This is a genomic window from Desulfosporosinus sp. I2 (genome assembly GCF_000960765.1).
Lineage (GTDB): Bacteria > Bacillota > Desulfitobacteriia > Desulfitobacteriales > Desulfitobacteriaceae > Desulfosporosinus.
Genome location: NZ_JYNH01000006.1, coordinates 74,258 through 97,015, shown reverse-complemented (window position 1 = coordinate 97,015; position 22,758 = coordinate 74,258). Strand labels below are relative to the sequence as shown.

Sequence of the window (22,758 nt, the reverse complement as noted above, 5' to 3'; positions counted from 1 at the left end):
AGTTCCCCATTTCATCCATAAAGCCTGCGTATCTTTTGGTGGTCCACTCTTAGGGATTCAAGAAGATGTATATGCTTATCTATTAGCTCACACCTGGCCCGGTAATGTCCGTGAACTAGAGAACTGTATTGAGAGCATGGTGGCTTTAGCGGAAGGGCCTATTCTAACGGTAGCAGACTTGCCGGATGAACTTAAGCAGACTGTTGCCAAACCCGAGCCCGCAACCGAAACCTTACTAAATCAAAAAACTAAACAAACGATTCTTTTTGCCCTAACCGAAACTAAAGGAAAGATCGCCCCAGCAGCTAAACTTCTGGGAATTGGACGGAATACGCTTTACCGCAAGATTAAAGAGCTGGATATTAAGTATTAGCGTTTTATCGTCCAAGGCGTGGCTCTAAAACACGTAAAACACGGGTAAAACACGGGGACAGGTTCACTGTTTCGAAAACACGGGGACAGGTTCACTGTTTCGCACACGCGTGTGTAACGGGGATGGTCCTTTTAACACAATTAATTGTGTTAAAAGGACCGTCCCCGTTACACGTTTTCCGTTACACGTTTGTGTTTAAAGCTCTGCCAGCTGCTTTAAGCAAGCCTTGAATTAAAGCTTGTGGCCGCGGTGGACAACCTGGTATAAAAACATCAACTGGAATAATAGTATTGACTCCCCCGGAGCTAGCATAGCTTTTACCACAAATTCCGCCACTGCAGGCACAAGTACCAACAGCTAACACAAGTTTCGGTGCAGGGGTTGCGGCGAAAGTTTTATGCACTGCTATTTCTAAGTTCCTCGTGACTGGCCCGGTCACCATCAGGACATCGGCATGACGAGGAGAAGGCACGAAGTCAAATCCTAAACGTTGTATATCGTATACTGGGCCCGTTAGCGTCGTCATTTCCCAGTCACAGGCATTACAGGACCCTGAATCGAGGTGGCGTATGTGAACTGAATGTTTAAAGGCCGTAACATGAGGAGCTCGAACAACGCTTTCAGTTAGCTCAGCTAATTCATATTTCACACCTTGAATCAAGGCATGCTGCTTACAGACATCAACACAATAACCACAAAAAATGCATCTCTTAGGGTCCACTGTCCAAAAAGATTCACTCTTGCTTTTCTGCAATTTAATAGCCCTGGTTGGACATACGTGCGCACACTGACCACATAGATCACAGCTTTGTTCCTGCCACTCCGGTAGCCCTTGAAAACCTGACGCCGGAACAGTCGGATTTTTAGGATAGTCCGTCGTAACGATACCTGTCTTTAAGCTCTTACTAAAAATCCTCAGCATCATTGTCCTCCTTTGAAAAACTTAAGTGAACTTAAAGTTGAAAATCCCTATCTATCAAGGCAAGAATAACAGAGCTCAAAACTCTTGTTAATTAAAGGAAAATCGGGAATAATATCTTCCGACACAATCAAAGGCATGATCGGCCAATTCACATAAGAGGCTGAACGCACCATATAGCGATAAATTGTTTGATCCTTACCGATCATGATAAAATGTACATTTTCTCCTCGAGCTGACTCCGTCATTCCCACAGCATAATTGTAGGGAATCATTTCCGTCCCCAATTGTTGAGTTAATTCTCCCATGGGCATCGAGACCAAGATTTGTCTAATGATGTTAATGGATTCATAAGTTTCATCAATACGTAGTTTAACCCTCGCTAAAACGTCCCCTTGCTCATAAACTGGCACCTTGAAGGAAACACGGTCATAAGATGCATAGGGGTGATCCCGCCGCAAATCCCGATCGATGCCCGCAGCCCTTGCTACAGGTCCGACTGCGTGCAAATCCCTGGCAGTCCGATTCCACAGTATACCGGTAGTCTGAACTCTATCCATATAGGAATTTGTATCCAACATTATTTCTACCATTTCTTTAAATTCTTGTTCTAACTTTTCTAAAGTTACTAAAATAAGGTTGATGTTTGAAATCGAGATGTCCCTTCTTACCCCACCAGGGGTATTAATCCCCCTCAAAAACCGACTTCCAAAAACTTTTTCGTTAAGCTGCATTAACTCTTCACGCAGTCGTGCTCCCTGCATTGTGCCGAACGCGAAACCAATACCAGCACAGATGTTTCCGACATCCCCGACGTGGTTATATAATCGTTCAAGTTCCAAAACAACGGTTCTGATATCCTTGACCCTAGTGGAAACCTCAGTTCCAGAAAGTTTCTCTATGGCCTGACAATAGGCTGTGGTATGAGAAAATGAACAAGCCCCACAGATTCGTTCAACGATCGGTAAGGTTGCTAAGGGAGTTTTTCCTTCAGCTAGCTTCTCTATTCCCCTATTAGTATAGAAGAACCTAGCCTCCAAATTTAAGACTGTATCACCCACTACACTAAATCGAAAATGCCCTGGTTCGATAATTCCCGCATGTATGGGTCCGACAGGAACTTGTATAACCCCTTCACCCTCAACCCTATCGTACAGAAACTGACCACTTGTCCTTGGAACCTCAGAATCTAAGCGAAAATCCTTCCTTAACGGATACAACCCTTCCGGCCAATCCTCATGGACTGCCAAACTCCTTTTGTCGAGGTGCCCGATAGGATCCAAGCCGAATAGATCCCTTACCTCGCGTTCATACCAATGTGCCGCTGGGACTTCATTCATGATCGAAGGAAATGACTGTTCACCTTCTGCTACGCAGACACTCACTACAATCAAAAACTTTTCCTCGTCATTCGCAAATGTATAAAACAAGCGAAACTGCCCGTTGATACCACGCTCATCCGTAGCCGTAAGTTGGATTAAAGGGAAACCCCAATCACGCAATGTTACAGCCACAATAAGAGTTTCATCCTTACTAATTTCGAGATGAAGTTCATCTTCATAGGCCTTAGTGATGATGACCCTTTCCTCAAACAAATTAGAAATAAGTGTTATTAACCTACCTTGCCTTATCATCACTGGTTTCCTCCTATAAATACAGCAGTTACTTGTTGGAGAATAGTTTGAATAAACGCTGGGATATATACCCCTAAAATTGCGACAGGCAACAGTGGTATCAAGACAAAGGCTACAGCAAAATTCCCTTGCTCGCCCACCTTAACTCGGCTCGGCGGGGTCCCCAAAGCCATATTACTTGTAGCATAAATTACTCCCGTAAATATTAACGTAATTAAGATAAGGATCAAACTCGAAACCACATTCCGCCCTTGGGCGAAGCCTGAACTAATAATGATAAATTCGCTCATAAAGATACTAAAGGGAGGGGATCCAGCGATCGCTAAGCCTCCAATTACCAAAGCCGGACCCGTTATGGGCATAGTTTTAACTAAGCCTTTAATTCTAATAATTCGTTTAGTCCGATAATGTTGACAAACATTACCGACAATAAAAAAGAGGGAAGATTTCGTTAAGGCATGATTGATCATATGTAGAAATGCACCATACAGGGCTAATTTACTGCCTAAGCCCACTGCTGCGGCAATAATCCCCATGTGCTCAACACTGGAGTATGCGAGCAATCTTTTTATATCGTGTTGAACAAGAATAAAGGGTAACGCAACTGCAATTGACAAGACTCCGAAAAATAAGATTAAATTTGACGAGAACTGCGGCCCTAGGGCTTCGGTAATAATCAAGTGAAAACGGATAATCCCATAAAAGGCACAATTTAATAGAACACCTGAAAGCATGGCACTAATCGGAGAAGGAGCTTGGCTATGTGCATCCGGCAACCATGTATGCATCGGAGCTAAACCCGCCTTCGTCCCATAACCTACTAAAACAAAAATGAAAGCCAGTTTAAGTAACTTTGGATCAAGCTGTCGAGCAACCCGTCTCAGGGTCTGCCAATCTAAAGAACCGCTTTCCCCAGTCACTGAAACTGCCGCATAATGCAAAAGGATAGTTCCAAACAAAGCAAAGATAATTCCCACCGTACAAATGATAATATATTTCCAAGCGGCCTCTAAGGAATTTCGTTTGTTGTAAAAACCAACCAGTAAAGCGGTGGCAAGTGTCGTTCCCTCTACAGCTACCCACATGATCCCCAAGTTCGCAGAGACTAGCACGAGAAACATGGTAAAAACAAAGATATACAACGAAAAATAAAAATATTTCAAACGCCTTTCCGACAACTGGCCTTCTTGAATATCATGGTCGAGATAGCCTATAGAATATAAAGCAACCATAAACCCAATGATGCCCACCAGACAAAGAATCAGCGAACTTAACGCATCAATGAAGATAAACTGACCCCAAACCACATTAGAACCCGTAAATACTTGTCGGGCTATGAGTACTGTCGTTAAGACGATCGTTGCCAAGCCCACAATACTTATAGCCCCTAATAGTCTTCGATCAGTAACCATCAAACATAGCAAGGCCATAGCTAAGGGTAGAGCAAGTAAAATCAATGGCATAAAATCAACCCCGTAAATTCCTTAAATTTTTTCGATCAATGATGTCAAAGCTCTGATTAATTCGAAACACTAACACACCCATGATTAAAACCCCTACCATAATATCCATAAATATTCCTAATTCAATCACTAAAGGCATGCCAATCGTAGTACCGATCCCCGCTAAAAAGATGCCATTCTCCATAACAAACAATCCTACAATTTGCATAATAGGGAATCTCAGATTAATCATTAGAAATAAACCAATCAGCATTAACGAAACTGCCACCGGCAAAGCCCCGTGAAGGAGGCCAGACCCTTTCCCAATCACTTGCCCAGTCGCTAAATATGAAATGAAAACCAAACAAACAGCAAACAGCAACGTCATTTTCATATTCAGAAAGGATTCAACCTCCCTCTTAATCGCAACTATGTTAACAGCCTTGATGAGCACAACAGGAATTATCAGAACTTTCACCACCAACGTTAATACGGCAGCGATATACATTTCATGAATCCCAGTCGTCCAACCCAATGTAGCACTTAAGGCAACAAGTAGGAGGCCTTGAATAATGACAGCCATAATGACTGAATTAAGACGGCGCGCTAAAATGATCAAAAATGTTGTAACCAAAAGTAAGGTTATTAAAAAATTCACAAAACCCTGATAATTTTGCATCCCCATCTTAAATTACCCCCTGAACACAAACTTCGAAACGAGTCCTAATAAGCCGATTAATAACGATGCTAAAAGCAAATCAGGTACCTTAAATAATCTAGCTTTTGCGAAGGAAGTTTCAACAACCGCCATCACCATTGCGATGACGATTAATTTTAAAATAAACACTAACGTGCCTGTCATCAACGCACCGATACCCGCCGAGGCGAGGGCTATTCCCCATGGGAAAAAGATATTGACCAGCAATGTAAAGATCAAGAACTGTTTGATCGACACACTGAAGGACAGCAATGCTAAATTCCTTCCTGAATATTCCAACAGCATTCCTTCATGAATCATCGTTAACTCCAAATGAGTATCTGGATTATCGACTGGTATTCGTCCAGTTTCTGCAACAGCAACTACAAATAAGGCCACAAAAGACATTAGATGAGCGACCGTTAAGACACCCTCTCCCCCATTGACGACACTTTGTACTATTCCGGTAAGGTTTGATGTTCCTGCAGCGACCGCCATAGTAAAGAGCGGTAACATAAAAGCTGGCTCAGCGATCGCTGATACAGCCATCTCCCTACTACTGCCCATTCCGCCAAAAGCACTTCCGGCATCTACACCTGCCAGAGCCAAGAAAAACCGAGCCAAAGCAAAAAGGTAAACAACAAGAATAAGATCCCCGGTGAAGGCTAATAAACTATCTGTTACAACGACAGGTACTATAGCGGCGACCACTAACATTGAAGAAAGGTAAATAAGTGGAGTTACTCGGAAAATCCAAGAAGTATGCTCAGATACCACGGACTCTTTTTGCAGATACTTATAAAGATCAAAATACGGTTGAAAAATATTAGGCCCCTTACGGGTTTGAAAAAGAGCCTTCATCTTTTTGATTATTCCTGTGAGTAAGGGCGCTAATAATAAAATCAAAACAATTTGATAGGCACTGATAGCTGCTTCCCGAAGCACGTAACCCCCCCCTATCTTGCAAAAATAAGCAAAGCAACCAAAGTCGCAAAAATATACCCCAGATAAAGATGAATACTTCCGGATTGTAAAGCAGTGACTTTATCTGCAAATTTAAGGAAAAATTTGAGCAGTGGTCTATAGAGGTGATCTTCAAAGAAAGGTTTAATGGCCCCTTGAGATTTGATGCGACTTGTAAAATACGGTTTAAGAACAAACTCTTTCTTGGTTTCTCTCGTTGGCTGAAATATCGCGCGAAACATGATTCGAATAGGGTTAGAAAAGGAGGTAGCAGAATACTCCATCTCAGAGGTGAGATCTGTCCCACAATTCCAAGTTTCATCGATTCGAACCATACTAAACTTAGCAAACTTTTTAATAAATAAAGAAATCAGCAGGACACTCAATACCAAAGCAGCTAGGACCATGGGAGGGGATATAGAATTGGGTTTTATCACTGCGACACCCTGCCCCACAATCGGGGGAACATTCAGCCAGCTATACCCCCCCAGCAGCGGGATTGTTTCAATACCTATAAGGCTATAAGTAACAGGGCTTAACAGGTTAATGACGATAAAAGGCATAACCCCAAAGATCAAGCATAACAAAGCTAAAAGGCCCATCCCCACCAGCATGGTACGAGGTACTTCTTTAGCCTTTTCTGCGTTGACACTGCGAGGTATGGCAAGAAACATAATCCCGAAGGCTTTAACAAAACAGGCAGCGGCCAGTGCACCTGTCAAGGCCAAAGCTGCTCCTAAAGCTGGTCCTATAATATTCATAGTTGCTCCAAGTTTCGCTGAACCCAACGCCAATAAAGCTTGAAACGTCAACCACTCGCTGGCAAAACCATTGAAAGGAGGGATGCCCGAGATTGCCAGCGAACCAATCAAAAAAAAGAACCCCGTCCAAGGCATTCGTTTTAAAAGCCCACCCATTTCTTCGATGTTTCTAGTATGTGTTGCATAATGAACTGCCCCAGCTCCTAAAAAGAGTAAGCCTTTAAAAACAGCATGATTAAGGACATGAAATAAGCCCGCCGTCAAACCAATTAAAGCCAAATTATTGTAGCCATAACTTTTAAAAACGAGAGCAGCGCCGATACCCAATAAGATAATTCCTATATTCTCCACACTATGATAGGCTAACAGCCGTTTAATATCATGTTCCATTAAAGCATACATAACCCCTAATACAGCCGAGACAGCCCCAATGATCAGGATTAATACCCCCCACCAAACTGACCCGACCCCTAGAACGTCCATGGCAATTCTAATAAACCCATAAATCGCAGTTTTTAACATAACTCCGGACATTAAGGCCGAAACATTGCTTGGCGCAGCTGGATGAGCTTTTGGTAACCAAATATGCAGAGGAACTATGCCTGCCTTAGTCCCAAATCCGAGTGTAACTAGTATAAAGATAACCGATTTAAGCGTTGGCGAAAGATTATGAGCTATTGAAGAATATTGAGCAAAATCATAACTGCCAGTTTCTTTATATAAGAGAAAAAAAGCAATCGCGATAAAAGCTGTACCAATATGTGTCATCACAATATAAATAAAACCAGCCCTGCGAACTTCATAATCCTGATGTTCAAACACCACCAAAAAATAGGATACCAACGACATTACTTCCCAAAAGAATAGGAACATGAACGTGTTACTGCTAGATATTAGGGCCAACATTGAAAAGATAAAAAGGTTATAAAATAACCCTAAAACTCCGACATTTTGTTTGCCAATATAGGCACTGGCATAACCATATGAAAAGACAGACACTGAAAGACTGAGGACTGAGATCACTGTAATAAAAAAAGCAGCTAAAGGATTAAGACTAAATTGAAGACTAGTCCCAAAAACAGACCAAGGCAAGATGACATCTAACGAGTGCTTAGACAACAAGATTGCTGGACCTAGAACTAATCCTGCTAGGCAAGCTAGGTTGGCAAACGTAAATCCCACAAAAATGCTTAAGCGTGGTTTTTTATGTAGGACATATGATAGGAGGGCTCCTAGCAACAGTGAAGTTAACATAACAATCAATAATAATTCATCAAATACTGGCATTTTTACCCTCCTGCCTAATTTTATGAATTTATTATATTTATCTGACAATAATCACGACAGTTCTATCATAATCAATAATTCCAATAATATCAATCAGCAAAAATGGCCTTGTTTTGACCACAATCATTGCCTACCGCCGAATTTAGGGATATAACCAGCTCATATCTCATGTTATTAACATTTATGGCCGAGTTTACCATTATTGGTGGGTAAAGGTGAAAAGGGCATAAAAAGAGGACGGTCCTTTACACACTTTAAAATGTGTAAAGAACCGTCCCTTTTTCACGCTCGCAACTTATCTCTTCCCCATAAACTCCAACAAAGCATTGATAATATCCTCAGGTTTTGGAGGACAGCCTGGAATCTTTACATCCACCGGTAAAACATTGCCTATCCCATTTTCACTAGCATAAGCGCCCTTAAATACTCCACCATCGACAGCACAGTCACCAACTGCAACGACCCATTTTGGCTTAGCCATCGCTTCATAGGTTTCATGAGCAGCCATCAACAACTGAGTGGAGCCCGGTCCTGTGCACATTAAGACATCTGCATGTCGGGGGGAAGCCACAAAGTCAATTCCTAAATGCTGATGATCATAAAAAGAATTACCAAGTGCCGTCAGTTCCCAATCGCACCCATTACAAGATCCACAATCTAAGTGCCGAGCTTGCAGGGATTGTCTAAAACTTGATGGCAATTTGGACGATTTCTGCTGTGTTAGCGAATTTCCGCCCTTCTCAGTGAGATTTCCCATTTTTAGTTTTCGGAGCAGCAAATTCCACAATGTAATCTCCCCTTTTCGACTAGCGGTCGCAACAACTATAACACAATTCGAAACTTTTATTGATTAATGGAAAATCAGGAACGATATTTCCGGGTACCGTTAGCGGTACTGCAGGCCAGTTAGCATAACTGGCAGATCGAATCCGACAACGATAGATTTTAGCCTCTTCATCCACCATCAGCCACACAACATCAGTTCCTCGAGGGGACTCTACACATCCCCAAGCAGGCTGCCAAGGACTAAGCTTATGAGAAGAAAACGGAATTAAAGCTTCATTCGTGCCCTCTGACTTTTCCATACCTTCATTCAATAAAGTTTCTAGGAATCGAAAACTCTCTCTAGTTTCCTTAACCCTTACCATTAACCTAGACCAAACATCCCCATCCTCTTCAACCATCGATTGAACGTTTAGTTCTGGATAAAGCAGGTAGGCATGGAGCTCACGCCAGTCATTAGCAATTCCAGAAGCGCGCGCTGCGGGTCCCGTAACACCCATTTCCACAGCGTCTTCCGGCTTTAACACCCCCGTCGTAACGGCTCTTTGTCTAAAACCGTCATGATGGAGAAGCAGCGGTAGCCACTCTTCAAAATCCAGGGCTATTTCAAGTAGTCGATTCAGAAGGGTTTGACAATCTTTCGAGCTTGAGATGGACTTTACTCCCCCTGGAACAACCATTCCCCGTAAAAATCGGTGACCAAAGAATTCTAGATTTAGGCGTTGAAGCTTTTCCTTGCTTTGTGAACCATTGGCGTTACCTACTGCAAAGCCGACTCCCGCGCACATATTACCGATGTCTCCAATATGATTGTAAACTCGTTCTAATTCAGCGAGGATTGTCCTCCATAATAAAACCGATCGGGGAACTTCCACTTTAGCAAGTTTTTCAACAGCTTCACAATAAGCGAGCCCATGGCTTAGGGTACATACTCCACAAACTCGCTCAATGATGTGTAAGCCTTCATCGATACTTCTTCCTTCAACGAGCTTCTCTATCCCTTTATGTGTATAAAAAAGCTGGGCTTCTAAATGCAGAACGGGTTCCCCTATAACGTAAAAACGGAAATGACCTGGTTCGATGATTCCAGCATGAATTGGTCCCACAGGAACCTGAAAAATTCCGTCTCCATGCATTTCTGGAAAAACTAGCGGAGCCCGTTTAAACTGCTTGCCTTCATCCCCTCTTTTGTAATCCTTACGCAAGGGATAGAATCCTTGCGGCCAACCCGGATGTAAGACCAAAGAGCGCGTGTCAGGATGTCCGACTGCCTGTAGCCCGAAGAGATCTTGGGCTTCTCGTTCTGACCAGTTTAGGGCCGGGAAGATTGAGGAGAGCGTTGGAAACTCATTGTTAATTCCTTTGGCGACTAATGTCAGAGAAAAGTCCAGGCCAGGAAAATGGAGAACCAAGTAAAGACAAAATCCTCGCTCCAACTGCCGCTCATCATTGACAACATGGGTTAACCAAATTGGACGCGGCCTCATCGCCAAACAATAGCTTAATATTTCCGGAAGATCACGGGCAGAGACGTCGACCGTACCCTCCTGTTTTTTCCATTCTACAATTTCTACGCTCGGACAACTATGAAAGTTCTGTAAATATTCCCGCAAGCCTAGCATCCTAAACTCCTCCCAATATCACTTTGACGACCTGATTTAGTGCCTGATCCAGGCTTTGGGGAATGAATAAACCTAAGAAAAGGACGACCAGAAGAGGGATTGCCAGAGCAAGTGTACTTGCACTCTCTCTAGGCTGGTGCCTACTACTTGGCTTCCCATAAAGCATTTGGAGGAAATGATAGAGAAAACCCGCAAAAATCACGGTTAGAAATAGAATGGTCAAAAAGCCCAGGAGCGGGTGATCTGTTTTAAAGAGACCGGATAAGATGCTGACTTCCGAGCGAAATGTTCCAAACGGCGGGGTTCCAGTAATACTCAATAATCCAAGTACCATAATTATTCCTGTATACGGCAAAACTTTAAAGATTCCACGTATCCGAGAAATTTGCCTTGTGCCAGTCTTTTGGACGAGCCGTCCAACAATGACGAACAGATTGGCCTTGGTTAGGCCATGAAGCAAGAGATGTAACGATGCACCCCAAACAGCTTCCTTAGTTCCTAACCCAAAACCTATCGCTAAAATCCCCATATGTTCAACACTTGAATAGGCTAATAAGCGTTTAATATCTTTTTGTAGCAAGATAAACCCTGTCATAAGTGCCAAGGATAAAAATCCGAAACTCATTAGGATCGTCCCTACGAAATCCGGGCCTAAAGTAGTTAGACGAGCTAAACTGTACCAACGCAAAATAGCATAAAGAGCACAGTTGAGTAAAACTGCAGATAACAAGGCACTGACTGGTGAGGGAGCCTGACTATGCGCATCAGGAAGCCAAGCATGCATGGGAGCAAAACCAACCTTAGCCCCATAGCCAACGACTGCAAACAAAACACCCAGACGAAAGAAAGTCGGGTCTAACTGACTCGCTACTTTAGGGAGCATTCGCCAATCCAAGGCACTTAAAGTTTGACCCAAGAGGGGTGCGACAGACGCAAAAAGCAACATTGTGCCCAATAAGGCAAAACTGATACCGACCACGCATAAAATCACATATTTCCAAGCAGCTTCAATCGCTTGCTTGTTTCGATAGAAACCAACCAAGAGTGTTGTGGCCAGGGTTGTCCCTTCAATACCTACCCATATGATGCCCATATTCGGTGTGCTTACGACCAGAAGCATCGTTGCCATAAAGGTCCATATCCAGAAATAGTACCATTTTAGTCTCGTTCTTGGTAATTTCTTCTCACGGACTTCTTCTTCCATATATCCAAACGAAAACAGTATAACATAAACAGCAATAATAATAATGACGCTTAGCAGCAAGGCACTCAGTGCGTCCCAATATAATAGGCCTGACCCAAACGAGTAGGACCCTTGGCTTAACGTTTGTCTTATGGTCCATCCTCCGCTTAACGTTAATAACACAAGAGCTACGCTGTTCAATAGTCTTAAGTAGGTTTCCTTTGCCGAAAATAGCATTCCTACTGCCGCGATTACTGCCACTCCAATAAACATCGCATACTATCCTTTCAATGACCTCATGTGATCAACATTTAGAGAATCATAATTTTCTAGCATTTGTTTAGACAAGATTCCAATAATAACAATCCCCACGAGAATATCAAACGCCGCACCCAATTCCACTAACAAAGGCATCCCTTGGGTTAGAAAAAATCCCGCTAAGAATATACCATTGTCTATGAGCAAGATTCCTAAAACTTGTACAATAGCGACTTTACGAGTCATCATCAGCAAAAGACCATAAAAAATTAGAGCTATAGCAACCGCCAACCCATTACGATAGCCGGAGTGAAGTGCCATTAAAGGTTGTGTCACCTCATAGGCCATTAGCGATAAGCCTCCGGCAAAGATTAAGGACATGGCGCGCTTTAAGTATATCTCACCTACCCACTCTGTATTAGACTCTTTCAAAACGCGTCGTAAAAGTATCGGGATAATTCCAGCCTTAGCTATTAACAACAAGACACCGAAAATGATAACCTCTAACGCATTATTATGAAAACCCTCTGCTATGAGAAGAAGTGAGACAAAAACAGTTTGTAAGGTCCACCAACTCAAGGCATTTTTTTACTCGGGCACAATAGACCATAACAAGACCGCTGGTTAAGAGGACAATCAGGACTAAATTAAGAGCGTTCTCAGAAATGCCTATCATCACTTAAATCTGCCCCCTTATAATCCAAAGTGTTACTAAGGCCAAAATGGCAGAAGCAGTGCCTGTTGCCAAATAATGAGGTGCTCGGAAAAGTCGCCTTTTAACGAAAAGACTTTCCACAGTGGCGAAGAAGAATCCCAAAGCAGCAACTTTTATTCCGACAAAACCCAAAGCCCAAAGTGTCCCAAAAAGACCATCGCTAACCGAGATCAATCCACTCGGCCAAATAATTTGCGCCAATAAAAGAAGCAGTAAGAATTGTTTTACCTGTTCGGCAAAATTTAGCAGAGCCAGCGAAGGCCCCGAATACTCCAACAGCATCCCTTCATGAATCATCGTTAATTCTAAATGTGTATCCGGATTATCCATGGGTATCCGTCCCATCTCCGCAATGCTAACCATGGCCAAAGCTGATAAGACCAATATTCGAGGTATAAACAAAGGGGATACACCTTGCAAACCCGTTATAATACCTTGCAGGGAGGTGGTCTCCGTCATAAAGGCTAAGACGATTAACCCTAGAAGCAAAGCCGGTTCCGTTAATAATCCCATGAAGAGTTCTCTACTTGTGCCCATCCCCCCAAACGTTCCTGCCCCTTCCAAACCCGAAAGGGTCAAAAACAATCGCGCTAAGCCGAGGCTTGCCCCAAATATAAAGAGGTCTCCCCATACATTTACTGGTGCCCAGCCCCAAGCACCCGGAATTACGAGTCCAGCCATTAAGGTGCTAGCTAGAACGACGCACGGGGTTAACAGAAAGATCCAAGAAGCATGTTCCGAGATCATTTCCTCCTTATTCATTAATTTTCTTAAATCTCGGTATGGTTGAAGGATTGGTGGACCTTGCCGCATCTGCCAAAACGCTTTGCTCTTTTTAATGAAACCTTGAAGAAGCGGAGCGGCAACTAAGATGACCGCCAAATGTCCTATTCCCATCAAAAGTCGGGTTAGGATCATGAATAATTCGTCCATTTCTTCTCTCCTAACGTCCTAAAATCAAAACGACGACGACTGTCACTAATAGGTAGCCTAAATATAAATGGATGCTCCCTGCTTGTAGTTTGCGGATTTGAGACGACATCCAAAGCAACCCGCGTATCGTAGGTCGATAGAATATATCCTCAAAGACCTCTTTGATTTTCCCTTCGTATGTGAGAGATCGCAAACTGTAACGCGTTTCAGCAAAGTCCCCTTTTACATTCCGGCGTGACCCCAACACTTTAGTAAAGAGGACTCGAATCGGATTTGTTAATCCACCGGCAGTATATTGCATACTTGACGTTAAAGGTTGCCCACAATTCCAAGTTGCCGTGACTCTATGAAAACTCCGTTTGGTGAGAAGAAAAACGATAGCCGTGAGAAGAATCAGTAGAATTAAATAGATAGAGGACAAGTTAAGCGGTGTCCCAAGAGCTGACAGCATCATTGCCGAATTGCCAGGTCTTAAAACGGAAAGAGGCAAGTCAATTAAGGCTAACGTTGCTGTGGGCAAAAGTACACTTAGAATTGCTATTCCGCCAATTATTAAGGGTGTAATATATTGAATAGGGTGTGCTTCTTCAGCCTTTTCTGCCACTGGAGAGCGGGCTTGTCCGAGGAAAGCAATTCCAAACCACTTTACGAACGTGGCCATCGATAAGCCTCCTACCAGAGCTAGAATACCAATCGACAAAGGCAAAAAGACTTTGCTCCAGCCGTTGGCGAGGTGGGATGTATTCATCAAGAGGGATTGAAAAAGCGTTAATTCCCCCCAGAATCCACCTAGCGGGGGTAATGCTGTTATGCCGATGATTCCGATAAGTGCTCCAAGGCCGGTCTTCGGCATACGTTTGAGCAATCCACCCAATCGTTCAAGATTGCGTGTATGGGTTGCCTGTATGATATTTCCAGCTCCCATAAAAAGTAACGATTTAAAAAGCATATGTTGAATAGTATGCCAGAAGAAAGCCACGAACGCTAAATCCATCGCCCAAACATTATTCCAGGTTCTCGCCAGAAAAGCACTGCCTAAGGCCATGCTAAGAATTCCGACATTTTCTATCGTGGAAAAAGCAAGTAGCTTTTTCAGATCCGACTGCACAGAAGCAGATAATATCCCGACCAACGCAGATAGTGCTCCAATAATCAAAAATAACCAACCCCACCAAACTGGGCCCGGCCCCATCGTCAACCAGACCAATCTAATAAAGAGATAGAGCGCAACTTTCACCATGACTCCAGACATCAGTGCGGATACTGGACTTGGTGCTGCGGAATGAGCATAAGGCAACCAAATATGAAATGGGACAAAACCAGCTTTAGTTCCGAAGCCAATAAAGAACGCTAAAAATATAAAATTTAACTGGACTGTAGAAAGTGAGGGGACCGCGCCCGCCCATATTTCAAACGAGAAACTTCCAGTCAAAGCATATAAATACAAGGTTACCGTAGTCAATAATACCGTAGCCACATGAGTCATTACGAAGTATATATAAGCAGACTTACGATTTGCTGGGTCTTCATGTTCATAGAGAACTAAGAAAAATGAGAACAGGGACATCATTTCCCACGTCAATAAAAAAGTAAAGCCATCATCCGCTAGCAATACGCCAAACATACTGCCCAGAAATAAAAACCAATTAACTAAAAAAGGCCAAAGCGACTTGTTTTTTTCTTGATATTCCTTGAGGTAGCCTAGTGCATAGAGGGATGATAGGCCTTGCCCCAAAAGTAAAACAATAAGGAAGAACACCGTTAATCCGTCCAATTTCCAGGTAAGTGAAAGACCAGCTCCCGCTTCTGTAATAAATCGCAATCCTGTTTTAACCCATTCCCCACCTCGAGAAATCAAGATTGTACTCAAGATGAGTCCCGCTCCAGCCAATGCAATACTTAAGCCCATTAAGAATTGACGAACGGTTTGGCTCTCCTTATTAACCATTGATGCTTTCCCCCTGATCCCGGATTGTGATATTTTTAATTATCTAAAATAAAATAGTATCCATAAAATCATAACCAATTACGCTCTGTAATGCAACCCCCAAAAATACAGTTTGTACGTATAATTTGTAATTTCCAGCTTATTTCTACAAATATCTTCCATTGTGAGAATTTATCCGATTGCTAACTTCCACTAACACGCTCTTTTTCTGCAGTCACTTGTTGACACTAATGAGCAGACCATGATTTGTACTATAATAAAAAGGCGCCCAATCGTGAGCGCCTCGTTTGAGCCAACGTATTTTCAACCTACTTGTAAACCATAGTTAGAACAGAGAGCATATAACCCACCTGAGAAACCACTACCGATTGCATTAAACTTCCATTCCCCTTGATGACGATAAAGTTCGCACACCACAAGCGCCGTTTCTACAGAAAAATCTTCGCCTAAATCATAGCGCATAACCTCTTGTCCATTAGCTTCATTGACGACGCGAACAAAGGCATTAGATACTTGACCAAAGTTCTGTCCTCTGGCAATCGCTTCATGAATGGTAACGGTAAAAGCAATTTTTTCAACATGAGCAGGAACTGCAGCAAGATCAACTTTAATTTGTTCATCATCACCATCCCCTGCACCTGTGAGGTTATCACCGGTATGGGTGACAGACCCATTTCCGCCAACAAGATTATTGTAATAGATGAAATCTTCAATGCCCCCGGCTTTAGCATTCTTATCAAGTAAGAATACCGAAGCATCTAGGTCAAAATCTGAGCCACCTGAATACTTATTGGTATCCCAGCCTAACCCCACGATGATCTTTGTTAAGCCAGGGTTTCCCTTTGTAAGGTCAATCTTTTGTCCTTTTTGGAGACTAATGACCGCCGCCATAGAAACACCTCATTCATTCTTATTTTGGTGTAATAACTATATATCTCTGACCTATACGTCTAATCCGAAATCTCGGCATAGCCCGGCAAGGCCATTTTGATAACCACTACCGATCGCATTAAACTTCCATTCAGCATTATTACGATATAGTTCGCCAACTACAACAGCAGTTTCGACCGAGAAGTCTTCACCGAGGTCATAACGAATTAATTCTTCCCCTGAAGCTTCATTTAAAACACGTACATAAGCGTTGGAGACTTGTCCAAAGTTTTGATTGCGTTCTTTGGCCTCATGGATCGTAATCCCAAAGCTTATCTTGGCAACGCCACTAGCAACAAGGGCTAGGTCGATTTTGATTTGCTCGTCATCACCCTCTCCTGCTCCAGAACGATTATCGCCAGTATGCTTCACCGAGCCATCCGGGCTGGATGGGTTGTTAAAAAAGATAAAGTTCTTATCATCAGCTACTTTTCCTTCAGGATTTAACATAAATACTGAAGAATCTAAATCAAAATCCTTACCGCCATCATACTTGTTGACGTCCCAACCTAGACCAATAATAATTTTAGTAAGACCCGGATTTGATTTGGTGAGATCCACCTTTTGACCCTTTTGTAAACTAATTGCCATTTTTCATATCCCCCTATATAAAATTATTGGTATCGACGAACGAGTTCACTTAACGATGCATCATTTGTGCCTTGACCCAGCGCCGCAAATTTCCACTCATTATTGTAACGATAGACCTCTGCAACCACTAAACTCGTTTTACCAGCATAATTCTCCGACAAATTGTACCGACAAAATTCTTGTCCATTGACTGGATTGACAACCCGAATAAAGGCGTTAGCGATCAGGCCAAAGTCCTGTTTCCGTTTCACACAATCATAGATATTAACCACGAAAACGATCTTTTGAACACTACTCGGTACACTGCTTAAATCCACTTGAATTTGTTCATCGTCCCCATCTCCAGCACCAGTTAGGTTATCTCCGCTGTGTTTGACACTCTTGTCACCGCTTTGCAGATTGCCGAAGTAAACTAAACGATCTTTTGAAGTGAGCTTATCCTGAGCATCTAACAGGATGGCTGAAGCATCACAGTCAATTGGAGCAGCAGCGCCTCCACCACCAAACAAGCCACCTAGCAGTCCACCCGCTTTTGGTTTTGATACCTCATCCCACCCTAAACCCACCAAAATTTTAGATAGGCCGGGATTTCCTTTTGTTAAATCAATCTTTTGTCCTTTTTGCAAGTTTATCGTTGCCATTGATAAATCCCCCTTTTTTGACTACAACAACTAGGTAGTAATATCTACTATTCTTCACTAATTTACGGTTTCCTTTTAATCTATTCATCAATGTGTAAATATTGGATACTTGTATATTATCACATGCTAGCTTCAAGAAAATAGTTATTCCTTAAAATTCACATATTTTTCACATCTTAAGCCCTCATAACTTAGGAAAAAACACTTATCAAACTAGGTTTACCTTATACCAATGTTTACCATATATATTGCACGAAAAACTGTCATTTTATACAACTACTTGCTTAGAAAGCGCCGTACCGACATACTCTAGGATTTCCTCGGCTGCTTCTATTCCGGTTTTTAGGGTAAATTTTAGTGTCTCCATACCTATCCCCTGCGAAAAAAGAGAAAATAGTTCCCCATGGGCTGGTACAATGGCAGAATCTGCAGCCTGGAGCATTTCTAAATCTAATAATGAATCCCCAGCCGCAATGACTTGCTCCAAGCCTTCTCTTTCGCGAATATATTGGATTGCCGCCTTTTTATTGACATTCCTGGGGACTAGGTAAAGCTTTCTACCCTGAACAGATAGCTCCCAGTTATTCTCATTGACCCATAGTTTGAAAGCCGCTAGTTCGGCGAGAGGAATTTTCTCACGATTAATTAAACAGTAATAAAATAAATCATCGGCCATTTTACCTGAACCCTCGAGCACCCATGAAGGATCTGCCAATTTCTCAAACTCATTAACAAGATCATCTGCTGCTAAACAAAGGTCTCTTCCGGCTCGGATATGGTCCGTCCAGTCCAGATCTTCAAGTCCTCTATAATAAATAGTCCCGCCATTACTGGTAACTGCATATTGAGGTAAAATGCCGTATTGATGTAAATTAATTCGTAGATATTGTACTTTTGTCCGAGTGGTTACTGGCACAAAAAACACCTTCGAGGAAATTTCCCTTAATTTATTCAGGGCGTTTTGCGTCATATAGGAAATATATCGATCCTCCAACCATTCTACGGGTCGAATTTGCTTTAAAATTGCTTGGCTCATCGGCGTTCGATGGGAATAAATTAAGGTTTGGTCTAAGTCGCTTGCAAATAGCATTGAATCCTCCATTATAGTTGACGCACAATACCGCAACATGAATAGGTAAGATCAGGATATTCCTCGATGGGAACTCCTTTATCCTCACACAGAAGCAGAATATGCTTTAAATTCGGGTTATTAAGGTTGTCCACTAATACTCGTTCTGGAAGTCGCCTCAAAAGAACCCTTGTCGTTTCTCCAATGCCTGGTTTGATAAAGTTGATGTCCGAAATTCCAAATTGGTCCTTAATCAATCTCAACTTATTCAGGCCTTGCCATGTCGCCACGGCCTTCTCCAGTCTATCTTCAACTTCCCTGTGGCATGGTTTAAGGTTTTTAAACTCAGCGGAGATCGTATCGATAAAGAGATTTGAAACCTCTTCTTTCCTGAGTTCTTCATAATATCGGGCTCCATGAAAATCGAACTTACCGATTAGATCTGTTCGAAACACAGTCCGACTCACTAAGCCAGAAACCGCTGAATTTAAACAGGCACTAGGAATCAGGAAGTCTTCTCTTGTTCCAAAGGTTTTAACACAGTACCCTGGGTCAGCAAGAACAGCAAGGTCGTCGTCTAATTCATAGCTATATTTCGCCTTAAACTCCGCACATGCTTGGCTTAAAACGCCTGTAATAGCCCCTTTTCCTGTCCAGCCATCAATAAACTGAATCATTAGGTCGGGATGATTTTGCACGATATAACGTATGGCATTTTCATCGATACCCTTGCCCCTTATAATGGAAATGCTATAATGGGGTAAATTCAAGTGATGCATTTCCAGCAGATAGCGTTTAATCAAAATTCCTATCGGCGTACCCGCTCGCGCCAAGGACACTAAAACTAGTTTAGGACCGTTTTTCTTTAAGATTAGTTCAGCTACAAGCTTGACTGCCATGGCAACTTTGTTGGCACTTTCTCGAAGGGTGTGGTGAAAAAGCGCCAGATATTCTTGGGTTGGCTCATATTCTATTGGAAGCATTTCCGAATAATGCCCTCCCGATTGGATAATCCTCTCTCTTGTTTCTAAATTAGTTTCCGTCAACAAGCCATTAAGATTTTTTAAAAGAAAGATGACATCCTGAGAGTTATAACATCCCATGGGCAATGGACCTGGGATGGGATCTGGGAAAATTTTATTAAACACCCAACCTGTCCACCTTTCTTAGTCTGAAAAAGCCCTTTGTCCAAATTCCACGGGACTGAACGAAACACAAATCACTAAAACTATCCGTGGAATTTCTAGGGCACCAAATGTTGTTCGCAACGACTTTAATTTTTCTTGAGCCACGTCCCTTTCAAGAAACAGATAAACTTCATCATAGTACCCTAAAGGCACATTATAGACGTAATTTGTAATACTAGCATCGTCGGGGTTATCAAAACTAAATCCATTCTGTATCCCGTAGTCAGGTTTTTCAAGAGGGTAGATAGGGCTCCTTGTCGTGGAATGATACCGTATCCCTCGACCCATTTTAGCAGAAATAAGCATTGGAAAATACATGAATTCACCGGTTCCCAAGCAAAGTGTCTTTTCCCCTGTTCTATTTTTTTGTAACTCCTCGGCAATCTTCTTAGCATAGGGAACAATCTCCCGATTTTCGCGACTGGATACGCCAAATCTTCCCGTTAATTTCAAATAAGGTGATCGGTTTTTGTTCCCTAATGAATCTTCAGAACTAACTTGGACTAGATCAAAACCATTAAACCATTGACGTTCTATAACGACCCCTCTCTTTAAAGGAGCTAATTTCTTGGTAAGGTTAATGGGATTAACCGTTTTAATGATAGGGTCCCCGATAATGGTTAGTTCTCCTTCCAGAAGAGAAATTGAATGGATCTTTGTGTCGAGTTGCCGCTCTAGGTCACGGTAATTAGCCCGTTCTTCAGGTGTTCTCCAATCTAAAAGCGACAGAACTACATACTCTGATTTAGGGAATTTGCCGTGGAGTTCCCTAATTATATTAAGGGCTGTATTTCCGGTGGTTATCTCATCATCCACTAAAACAATCGTTTTTGAAGTCAGGAGTGACTCGGTGTTTAAAGGATAACAGCGATGATGGACAGCATGGGAATGGTCTTCACTAAAATTCAGCTCGGAGTCTATACGAGTTATCTGCTCACGAGTTGTATGCAGATAGTGGGCATTTTCGAATAGGCTAAAAACCGCATGCCCCAGTCCAGTGGCGGTTTCAGCAAAACCAATAAATAGAGTTTCTTCAGGAAGGGCAAAGTGGGGACTTTCCTGGACAGTATTATAAACTTTTTCCGCTTGTTCAAGGCCTTTTAACGCCTGAATAATGGCTTGAGTCTCAGTATGGTCCAGTCCATAAAGTTTACTTTGTAACTGAACAGCAAGAGCAGCACCAGCAAGTAAAGGAATATATGGATTGACTGGAACATGTTTACCGAGCACATTACTTACAAATAAAAATCCTCGTTTCTTATTCTGCCGAGCTGCCAGGGAAAACAAGGTTGGCAGCTCAAAGTCGAAGTGATTATGGTTTAGCTTGACGATGACTTTTTGCCCTTCTAGGTTATACGTGAATATCTTCGGTGAAGAGACTAATGAAATTGTGTTGCTCATGAAATACTCCATAATTCTTTGCTCGTAATAAGATTTTTCGGGCCCAATTATAATGCGGTTTGATTTCATTCATTTTATTGGTATAGTGGCTACTCAAGACACCTTGAGATTCATGGTTATTCCCAATGATACTTAAAGCATCCAGGTATTCCTCATGCCCAACAATATAGAGTGATTGTACAGGAATGATATGGCTCGGGTGAATAATGGTTTTTCCGATAATTCCATTTTCCCTGTCCAAAATTACCTCACGGATTAAGCCATCCACATATTTATTTAAAAGTTGGCTTCTGATCTTTGTTCTATTATTGCCATGGATATCATGGAATTCTTCAAATGGGGTCTTACGAAGCTGAGGTTTGAGAACTCTACCTCCATTTGAGAAATACTCCCATACGGGTCCAGAGACTACGTAATCGCTCTCGCTTCGTCCAAAAACGTTAATAATGTCAGCGATGCAATCCCGAATCACAGTAATATCATAGATCGTCACGTCCGGTCCTCTGCGGATACCATAGTAGCCAGACAAATCAGTTGCTCCAATTCGAACATTTAAGACTAAGTCATGATAGGAATCTAATAAACGTTTAATTCCCATCAGTTCTTTTAATCTCGATTCATGATAGATAACCCCAGAGCTTTCAATGATTGGTAATCCGTAATACGGCCCCGTCGCTTGATCATTAAGACTCTTGATAATTTCAAAATATCTATAGCTTTCTGATGTAAATTTCGGAAAGATAAACCCGGTAATCAGCTTTGAGCTGTCTCCCATTTCTTCGACAAGCCTGAGGATCTGTTCTGGATTCCTAACCCGAATGAAAATCAAAGGCAGATCAGCAATGTCGATCTCTTGACGACTCAAGGCCGAAAAAAATATTTTTTCACTTCAGTAATGATATTTTTCTCTGCAGTGGGCACCTCTGAATCCCCAATCGAATCTTCTAAGCAGAAAACTGTGGAGGCGAGTCCAATATTTTTCTTAGAAATAATATCGGGGGAGATAGTTTCTCTAGTTCCGGGCATATATAACGTCGCCCCGAGTGCATATGAAAGAATTTCTCGGGGCGTTTCTTTATTAAAGGACTCTGGCGCTTTAAAAAAAGTGGCTTCCATGCCCTCTTTGGATAAATAATTAAAATGTCTCATTTAATCGTACCCAACTTGAAGAGTACTTCTCTCCTTTCTTGATCGATGTTAATCAATGTATCTAGACAACTTTAAGTGTACTACTAATCTTTATCTGTTTGGTGAATATTTGGTGAAATTTATGTTAAAATTTGCTTAAAAAAATATGCTTTTATCATTAAGGGACATAAAAAGAACCCGGTTAAACCATAAGTTAAAGCGAGTTCCTTTCAGTTCCCTCATCGAACAGACCTCATGCATTTTGTCAATTATGCTAAATCCATTGTAGCTTA

21 protein-coding genes are annotated in these 22,758 nt (G+C 42.1%); 1 reads left to right on the top strand and 20 read right to left on the bottom strand.

Annotation, left to right across the window (positions count from 1 at the left end):
- Positions 1–373 (top strand): helix-turn-helix domain-containing protein (locus UF75_RS03250; protein ID WP_045573155.1); only part of this gene is annotated, 373 nt, incomplete at its 5' end.
- Between the two features lie 181 nt (positions 374–554).
- Here UF75_RS03250 and nuoB read toward each other — a convergent pair.
- From nuoB to UF75_RS30965, 20 genes are all read right to left on the bottom strand, one after another.
- A complete protein-coding gene (gene nuoB / locus UF75_RS03245; protein WP_045573154.1) occupies positions 555–1,295 on the bottom strand; it encodes an NADH-quinone oxidoreductase subunit NuoB in 741 nt (246 codons plus the stop codon).
- 47 nt (positions 1,296–1,342) lie between these two features.
- Positions 1,343–2,926, bottom strand: coding sequence for an NADH-quinone oxidoreductase subunit C (locus UF75_RS03240; protein WP_045573153.1), 1,584 nt, complete (start codon positions 2,924–2,926; stop codon positions 1,343–1,345).
- Positions 2,926–4,389, bottom strand: a complete 1,464-nt coding sequence (locus UF75_RS03235; protein ID WP_045573152.1) for a hydrogenase 4 subunit F — start codon at positions 4,387–4,389, stop codon at positions 2,926–2,928. The genes UF75_RS03240 and UF75_RS03235 overlap by 1 nt, the downstream gene beginning before the upstream one ends.
- Before the next feature lie 4 nt (positions 4,390–4,393).
- A complete protein-coding gene (locus UF75_RS03230) occupies positions 4,394–5,053 on the bottom strand; it encodes a hydrogenase (protein ID WP_045573151.1) in 660 nt (219 codons plus the stop codon).
- Positions 5,054–5,059: 6 nt separating this feature from the next.
- A complete protein-coding gene (locus UF75_RS03225) occupies positions 5,060–6,010 on the bottom strand; it encodes an NADH-quinone oxidoreductase subunit H (RefSeq protein ID WP_045573150.1) in 951 nt (316 codons plus the stop codon).
- An 11-nt stretch (positions 6,011–6,021) separates the two neighbouring features.
- Positions 6,022–8,076, bottom strand: coding sequence for a hydrogenase 4 subunit B (hyfB, locus tag UF75_RS03220; RefSeq protein ID WP_045573149.1), 2,055 nt, complete (start codon positions 8,074–8,076; stop codon positions 6,022–6,024).
- Between the two features lie 295 nt (positions 8,077–8,371).
- Positions 8,372–8,863 (bottom strand): oxidoreductase, encoded by a 492-nt coding sequence (locus UF75_RS03215; protein ID WP_045573148.1) that lies wholly within the window; start codon positions 8,861–8,863, stop codon positions 8,372–8,374.
- 19 nt (positions 8,864–8,882) lie between these two features.
- Entirely contained in the window at positions 8,883–10,481 is a 1,599-nt protein-coding gene (locus tag UF75_RS03210) for an NADH-quinone oxidoreductase subunit C (protein ID WP_052692975.1), read from the bottom strand.
- A gap of 1 nt (position 10,482) precedes the next feature.
- Positions 10,483–11,937 carry a hydrogenase 4 subunit F gene (locus UF75_RS03205; protein WP_045573147.1) on the bottom strand — a complete coding sequence of 485 codons (1,455 nt, stop codon included), beginning with the start codon at positions 11,935–11,937 and terminating at the stop codon, positions 10,483–10,485.
- Between the two features lie 6 nt (positions 11,938–11,943).
- Positions 11,944–12,501, bottom strand: a complete 558-nt coding sequence (locus tag UF75_RS03200) for a hydrogenase (RefSeq protein WP_242860092.1) — start codon at positions 12,499–12,501, stop codon at positions 11,944–11,946.
- Between the two features lie 100 nt (positions 12,502–12,601).
- Positions 12,602–13,570: an NADH-quinone oxidoreductase subunit H gene (locus UF75_RS03195; protein WP_045573146.1), complete on the bottom strand. Its 969-nt coding sequence runs from the start codon at positions 13,568–13,570 to the stop codon at positions 12,602–12,604.
- Positions 13,571–13,580: 10 nt separating this feature from the next.
- The gene (locus tag UF75_RS03190; RefSeq protein WP_045573145.1) at positions 13,581–15,518 is read right to left on the bottom strand and encodes a proton-conducting transporter membrane subunit; all 1,938 of its coding nucleotides are present in this window, start codon (positions 15,516–15,518) and stop codon (positions 13,581–13,583) included.
- Between the two features lie 303 nt (positions 15,519–15,821).
- Positions 15,822–16,409: a TerD family protein gene (locus UF75_RS03185; RefSeq protein ID WP_045573144.1), complete on the bottom strand. Its 588-nt coding sequence runs from the start codon at positions 16,407–16,409 to the stop codon at positions 15,822–15,824.
- A gap of 51 nt (positions 16,410–16,460) precedes the next feature.
- Positions 16,461–17,039 carry a TerD family protein gene (locus UF75_RS03180; protein WP_045573143.1) on the bottom strand — a complete coding sequence of 193 codons (579 nt, stop codon included), beginning with the start codon at positions 17,037–17,039 and terminating at the stop codon, positions 16,461–16,463.
- Positions 17,040–17,062: 23 nt separating this feature from the next.
- Positions 17,063–17,680, bottom strand: a complete 618-nt coding sequence (locus UF75_RS03175; protein ID WP_045573142.1) for a TerD family protein — start codon at positions 17,678–17,680, stop codon at positions 17,063–17,065.
- Between the two features lie 268 nt (positions 17,681–17,948).
- The gene (locus UF75_RS03170) at positions 17,949–18,770 is read right to left on the bottom strand and encodes an HAD family hydrolase (RefSeq protein ID WP_045573141.1); all 822 of its coding nucleotides are present in this window, start codon (positions 18,768–18,770) and stop codon (positions 17,949–17,951) included.
- A gap of 11 nt (positions 18,771–18,781) precedes the next feature.
- Positions 18,782–19,897, bottom strand: a complete 1,116-nt coding sequence (locus tag UF75_RS03165) for a cysteine protease StiP family protein (RefSeq protein ID WP_242860091.1) — start codon at positions 19,895–19,897, stop codon at positions 18,782–18,784.
- A gap of 18 nt (positions 19,898–19,915) precedes the next feature.
- Positions 19,916–21,337 (bottom strand): phosphoribosyltransferase family protein, encoded by a 1,422-nt coding sequence (locus UF75_RS03160; protein ID WP_045573140.1) that lies wholly within the window; start codon positions 21,335–21,337, stop codon positions 19,916–19,918.
- Positions 21,288–22,202, bottom strand: coding sequence for an HpcH/HpaI aldolase/citrate lyase family protein (locus tag UF75_RS03155; RefSeq protein WP_348983023.1), 915 nt, complete (start codon positions 22,200–22,202; stop codon positions 21,288–21,290). Before UF75_RS03155 ends, UF75_RS03160 begins: the two co-directional genes overlap by 50 nt.
- Positions 22,199–22,486 (bottom strand): HpcH/HpaI aldolase/citrate lyase family protein, encoded by a 288-nt coding sequence (locus tag UF75_RS30965; RefSeq protein ID WP_348983022.1) that lies wholly within the window; start codon positions 22,484–22,486, stop codon positions 22,199–22,201. The genes UF75_RS03155 and UF75_RS30965 overlap by 4 nt, the downstream gene beginning before the upstream one ends.
- Positions 22,487–22,758 lie beyond the last annotated feature (272 nt).

Excerpts from the sequence above, each read along its gene's own strand:
- nuoB (WP_045573154.1), bottom strand. The coding sequence starts at position 1,295 with ATGCTGAGGATTTTTAGTAAGAGCTTAAAGACAGGTATCGTTACGACG.
- UF75_RS03240 (WP_045573153.1), bottom strand. The coding sequence starts at position 2,926 with ATGATAAGGCAAGGTAGGTTAATAACACTTATTTCTAATTTGTTTGAG.
- UF75_RS03235 (WP_045573152.1), bottom strand. The coding sequence starts at position 4,389 with ATGCCATTGATTTTACTTGCTCTACCCTTAGCTATGGCCTTGCTATGT.
- UF75_RS03230 (WP_045573151.1), bottom strand. The coding sequence starts at position 5,053 with ATGGGGATGCAAAATTATCAGGGTTTTGTGAATTTTTTAATAACCTTA.
- hyfB (WP_045573149.1), bottom strand. The coding sequence starts at position 8,076 with ATGCCAGTATTTGATGAATTATTATTGATTGTTATGTTAACTTCACTG.
- UF75_RS03210 (WP_052692975.1), bottom strand. The coding sequence starts at position 10,481 with ATGCTAGGCTTGCGGGAATATTTACAGAACTTTCATAGTTGTCCGAGC.
- UF75_RS03205 (WP_045573147.1), bottom strand. The coding sequence starts at position 11,937 with ATGTTTATTGGAGTGGCAGTAATCGCGGCAGTAGGAATGCTATTTTCG.
- UF75_RS03195 (WP_045573146.1), bottom strand. The coding sequence starts at position 13,570 with ATGGACGAATTATTCATGATCCTAACCCGACTTTTGATGGGAATAGGA.
- UF75_RS03190 (WP_045573145.1), bottom strand. The coding sequence starts at position 15,518 with ATGGTTAATAAGGAGAGCCAAACCGTTCGTCAATTCTTAATGGGCTTA.
- UF75_RS03185 (WP_045573144.1), bottom strand. The coding sequence starts at position 16,409 with ATGGCGGCGGTCATTAGTCTCCAAAAAGGACAAAAGATTGACCTTACA.
- UF75_RS03180 (WP_045573143.1), bottom strand. The coding sequence starts at position 17,039 with ATGGCAATTAGTTTACAAAAGGGTCAAAAGGTGGATCTCACCAAATCA.
- UF75_RS03175 (WP_045573142.1), bottom strand. The coding sequence starts at position 17,680 with ATGGCAACGATAAACTTGCAAAAAGGACAAAAGATTGATTTAACAAAA.
- UF75_RS03170 (WP_045573141.1), bottom strand. The coding sequence starts at position 18,770 with ATGCTATTTGCAAGCGACTTAGACCAAACCTTAATTTATTCCCATCGA.
- UF75_RS03160 (WP_045573140.1), bottom strand. The coding sequence starts at position 21,337 with ATGAGCAACACAATTTCATTAGTCTCTTCACCGAAGATATTCACGTAT.
- UF75_RS30965 (WP_348983022.1), bottom strand. The coding sequence starts at position 22,486 with ATGAGACATTTTAATTATTTATCCAAAGAGGGCATGGAAGCCACTTTT.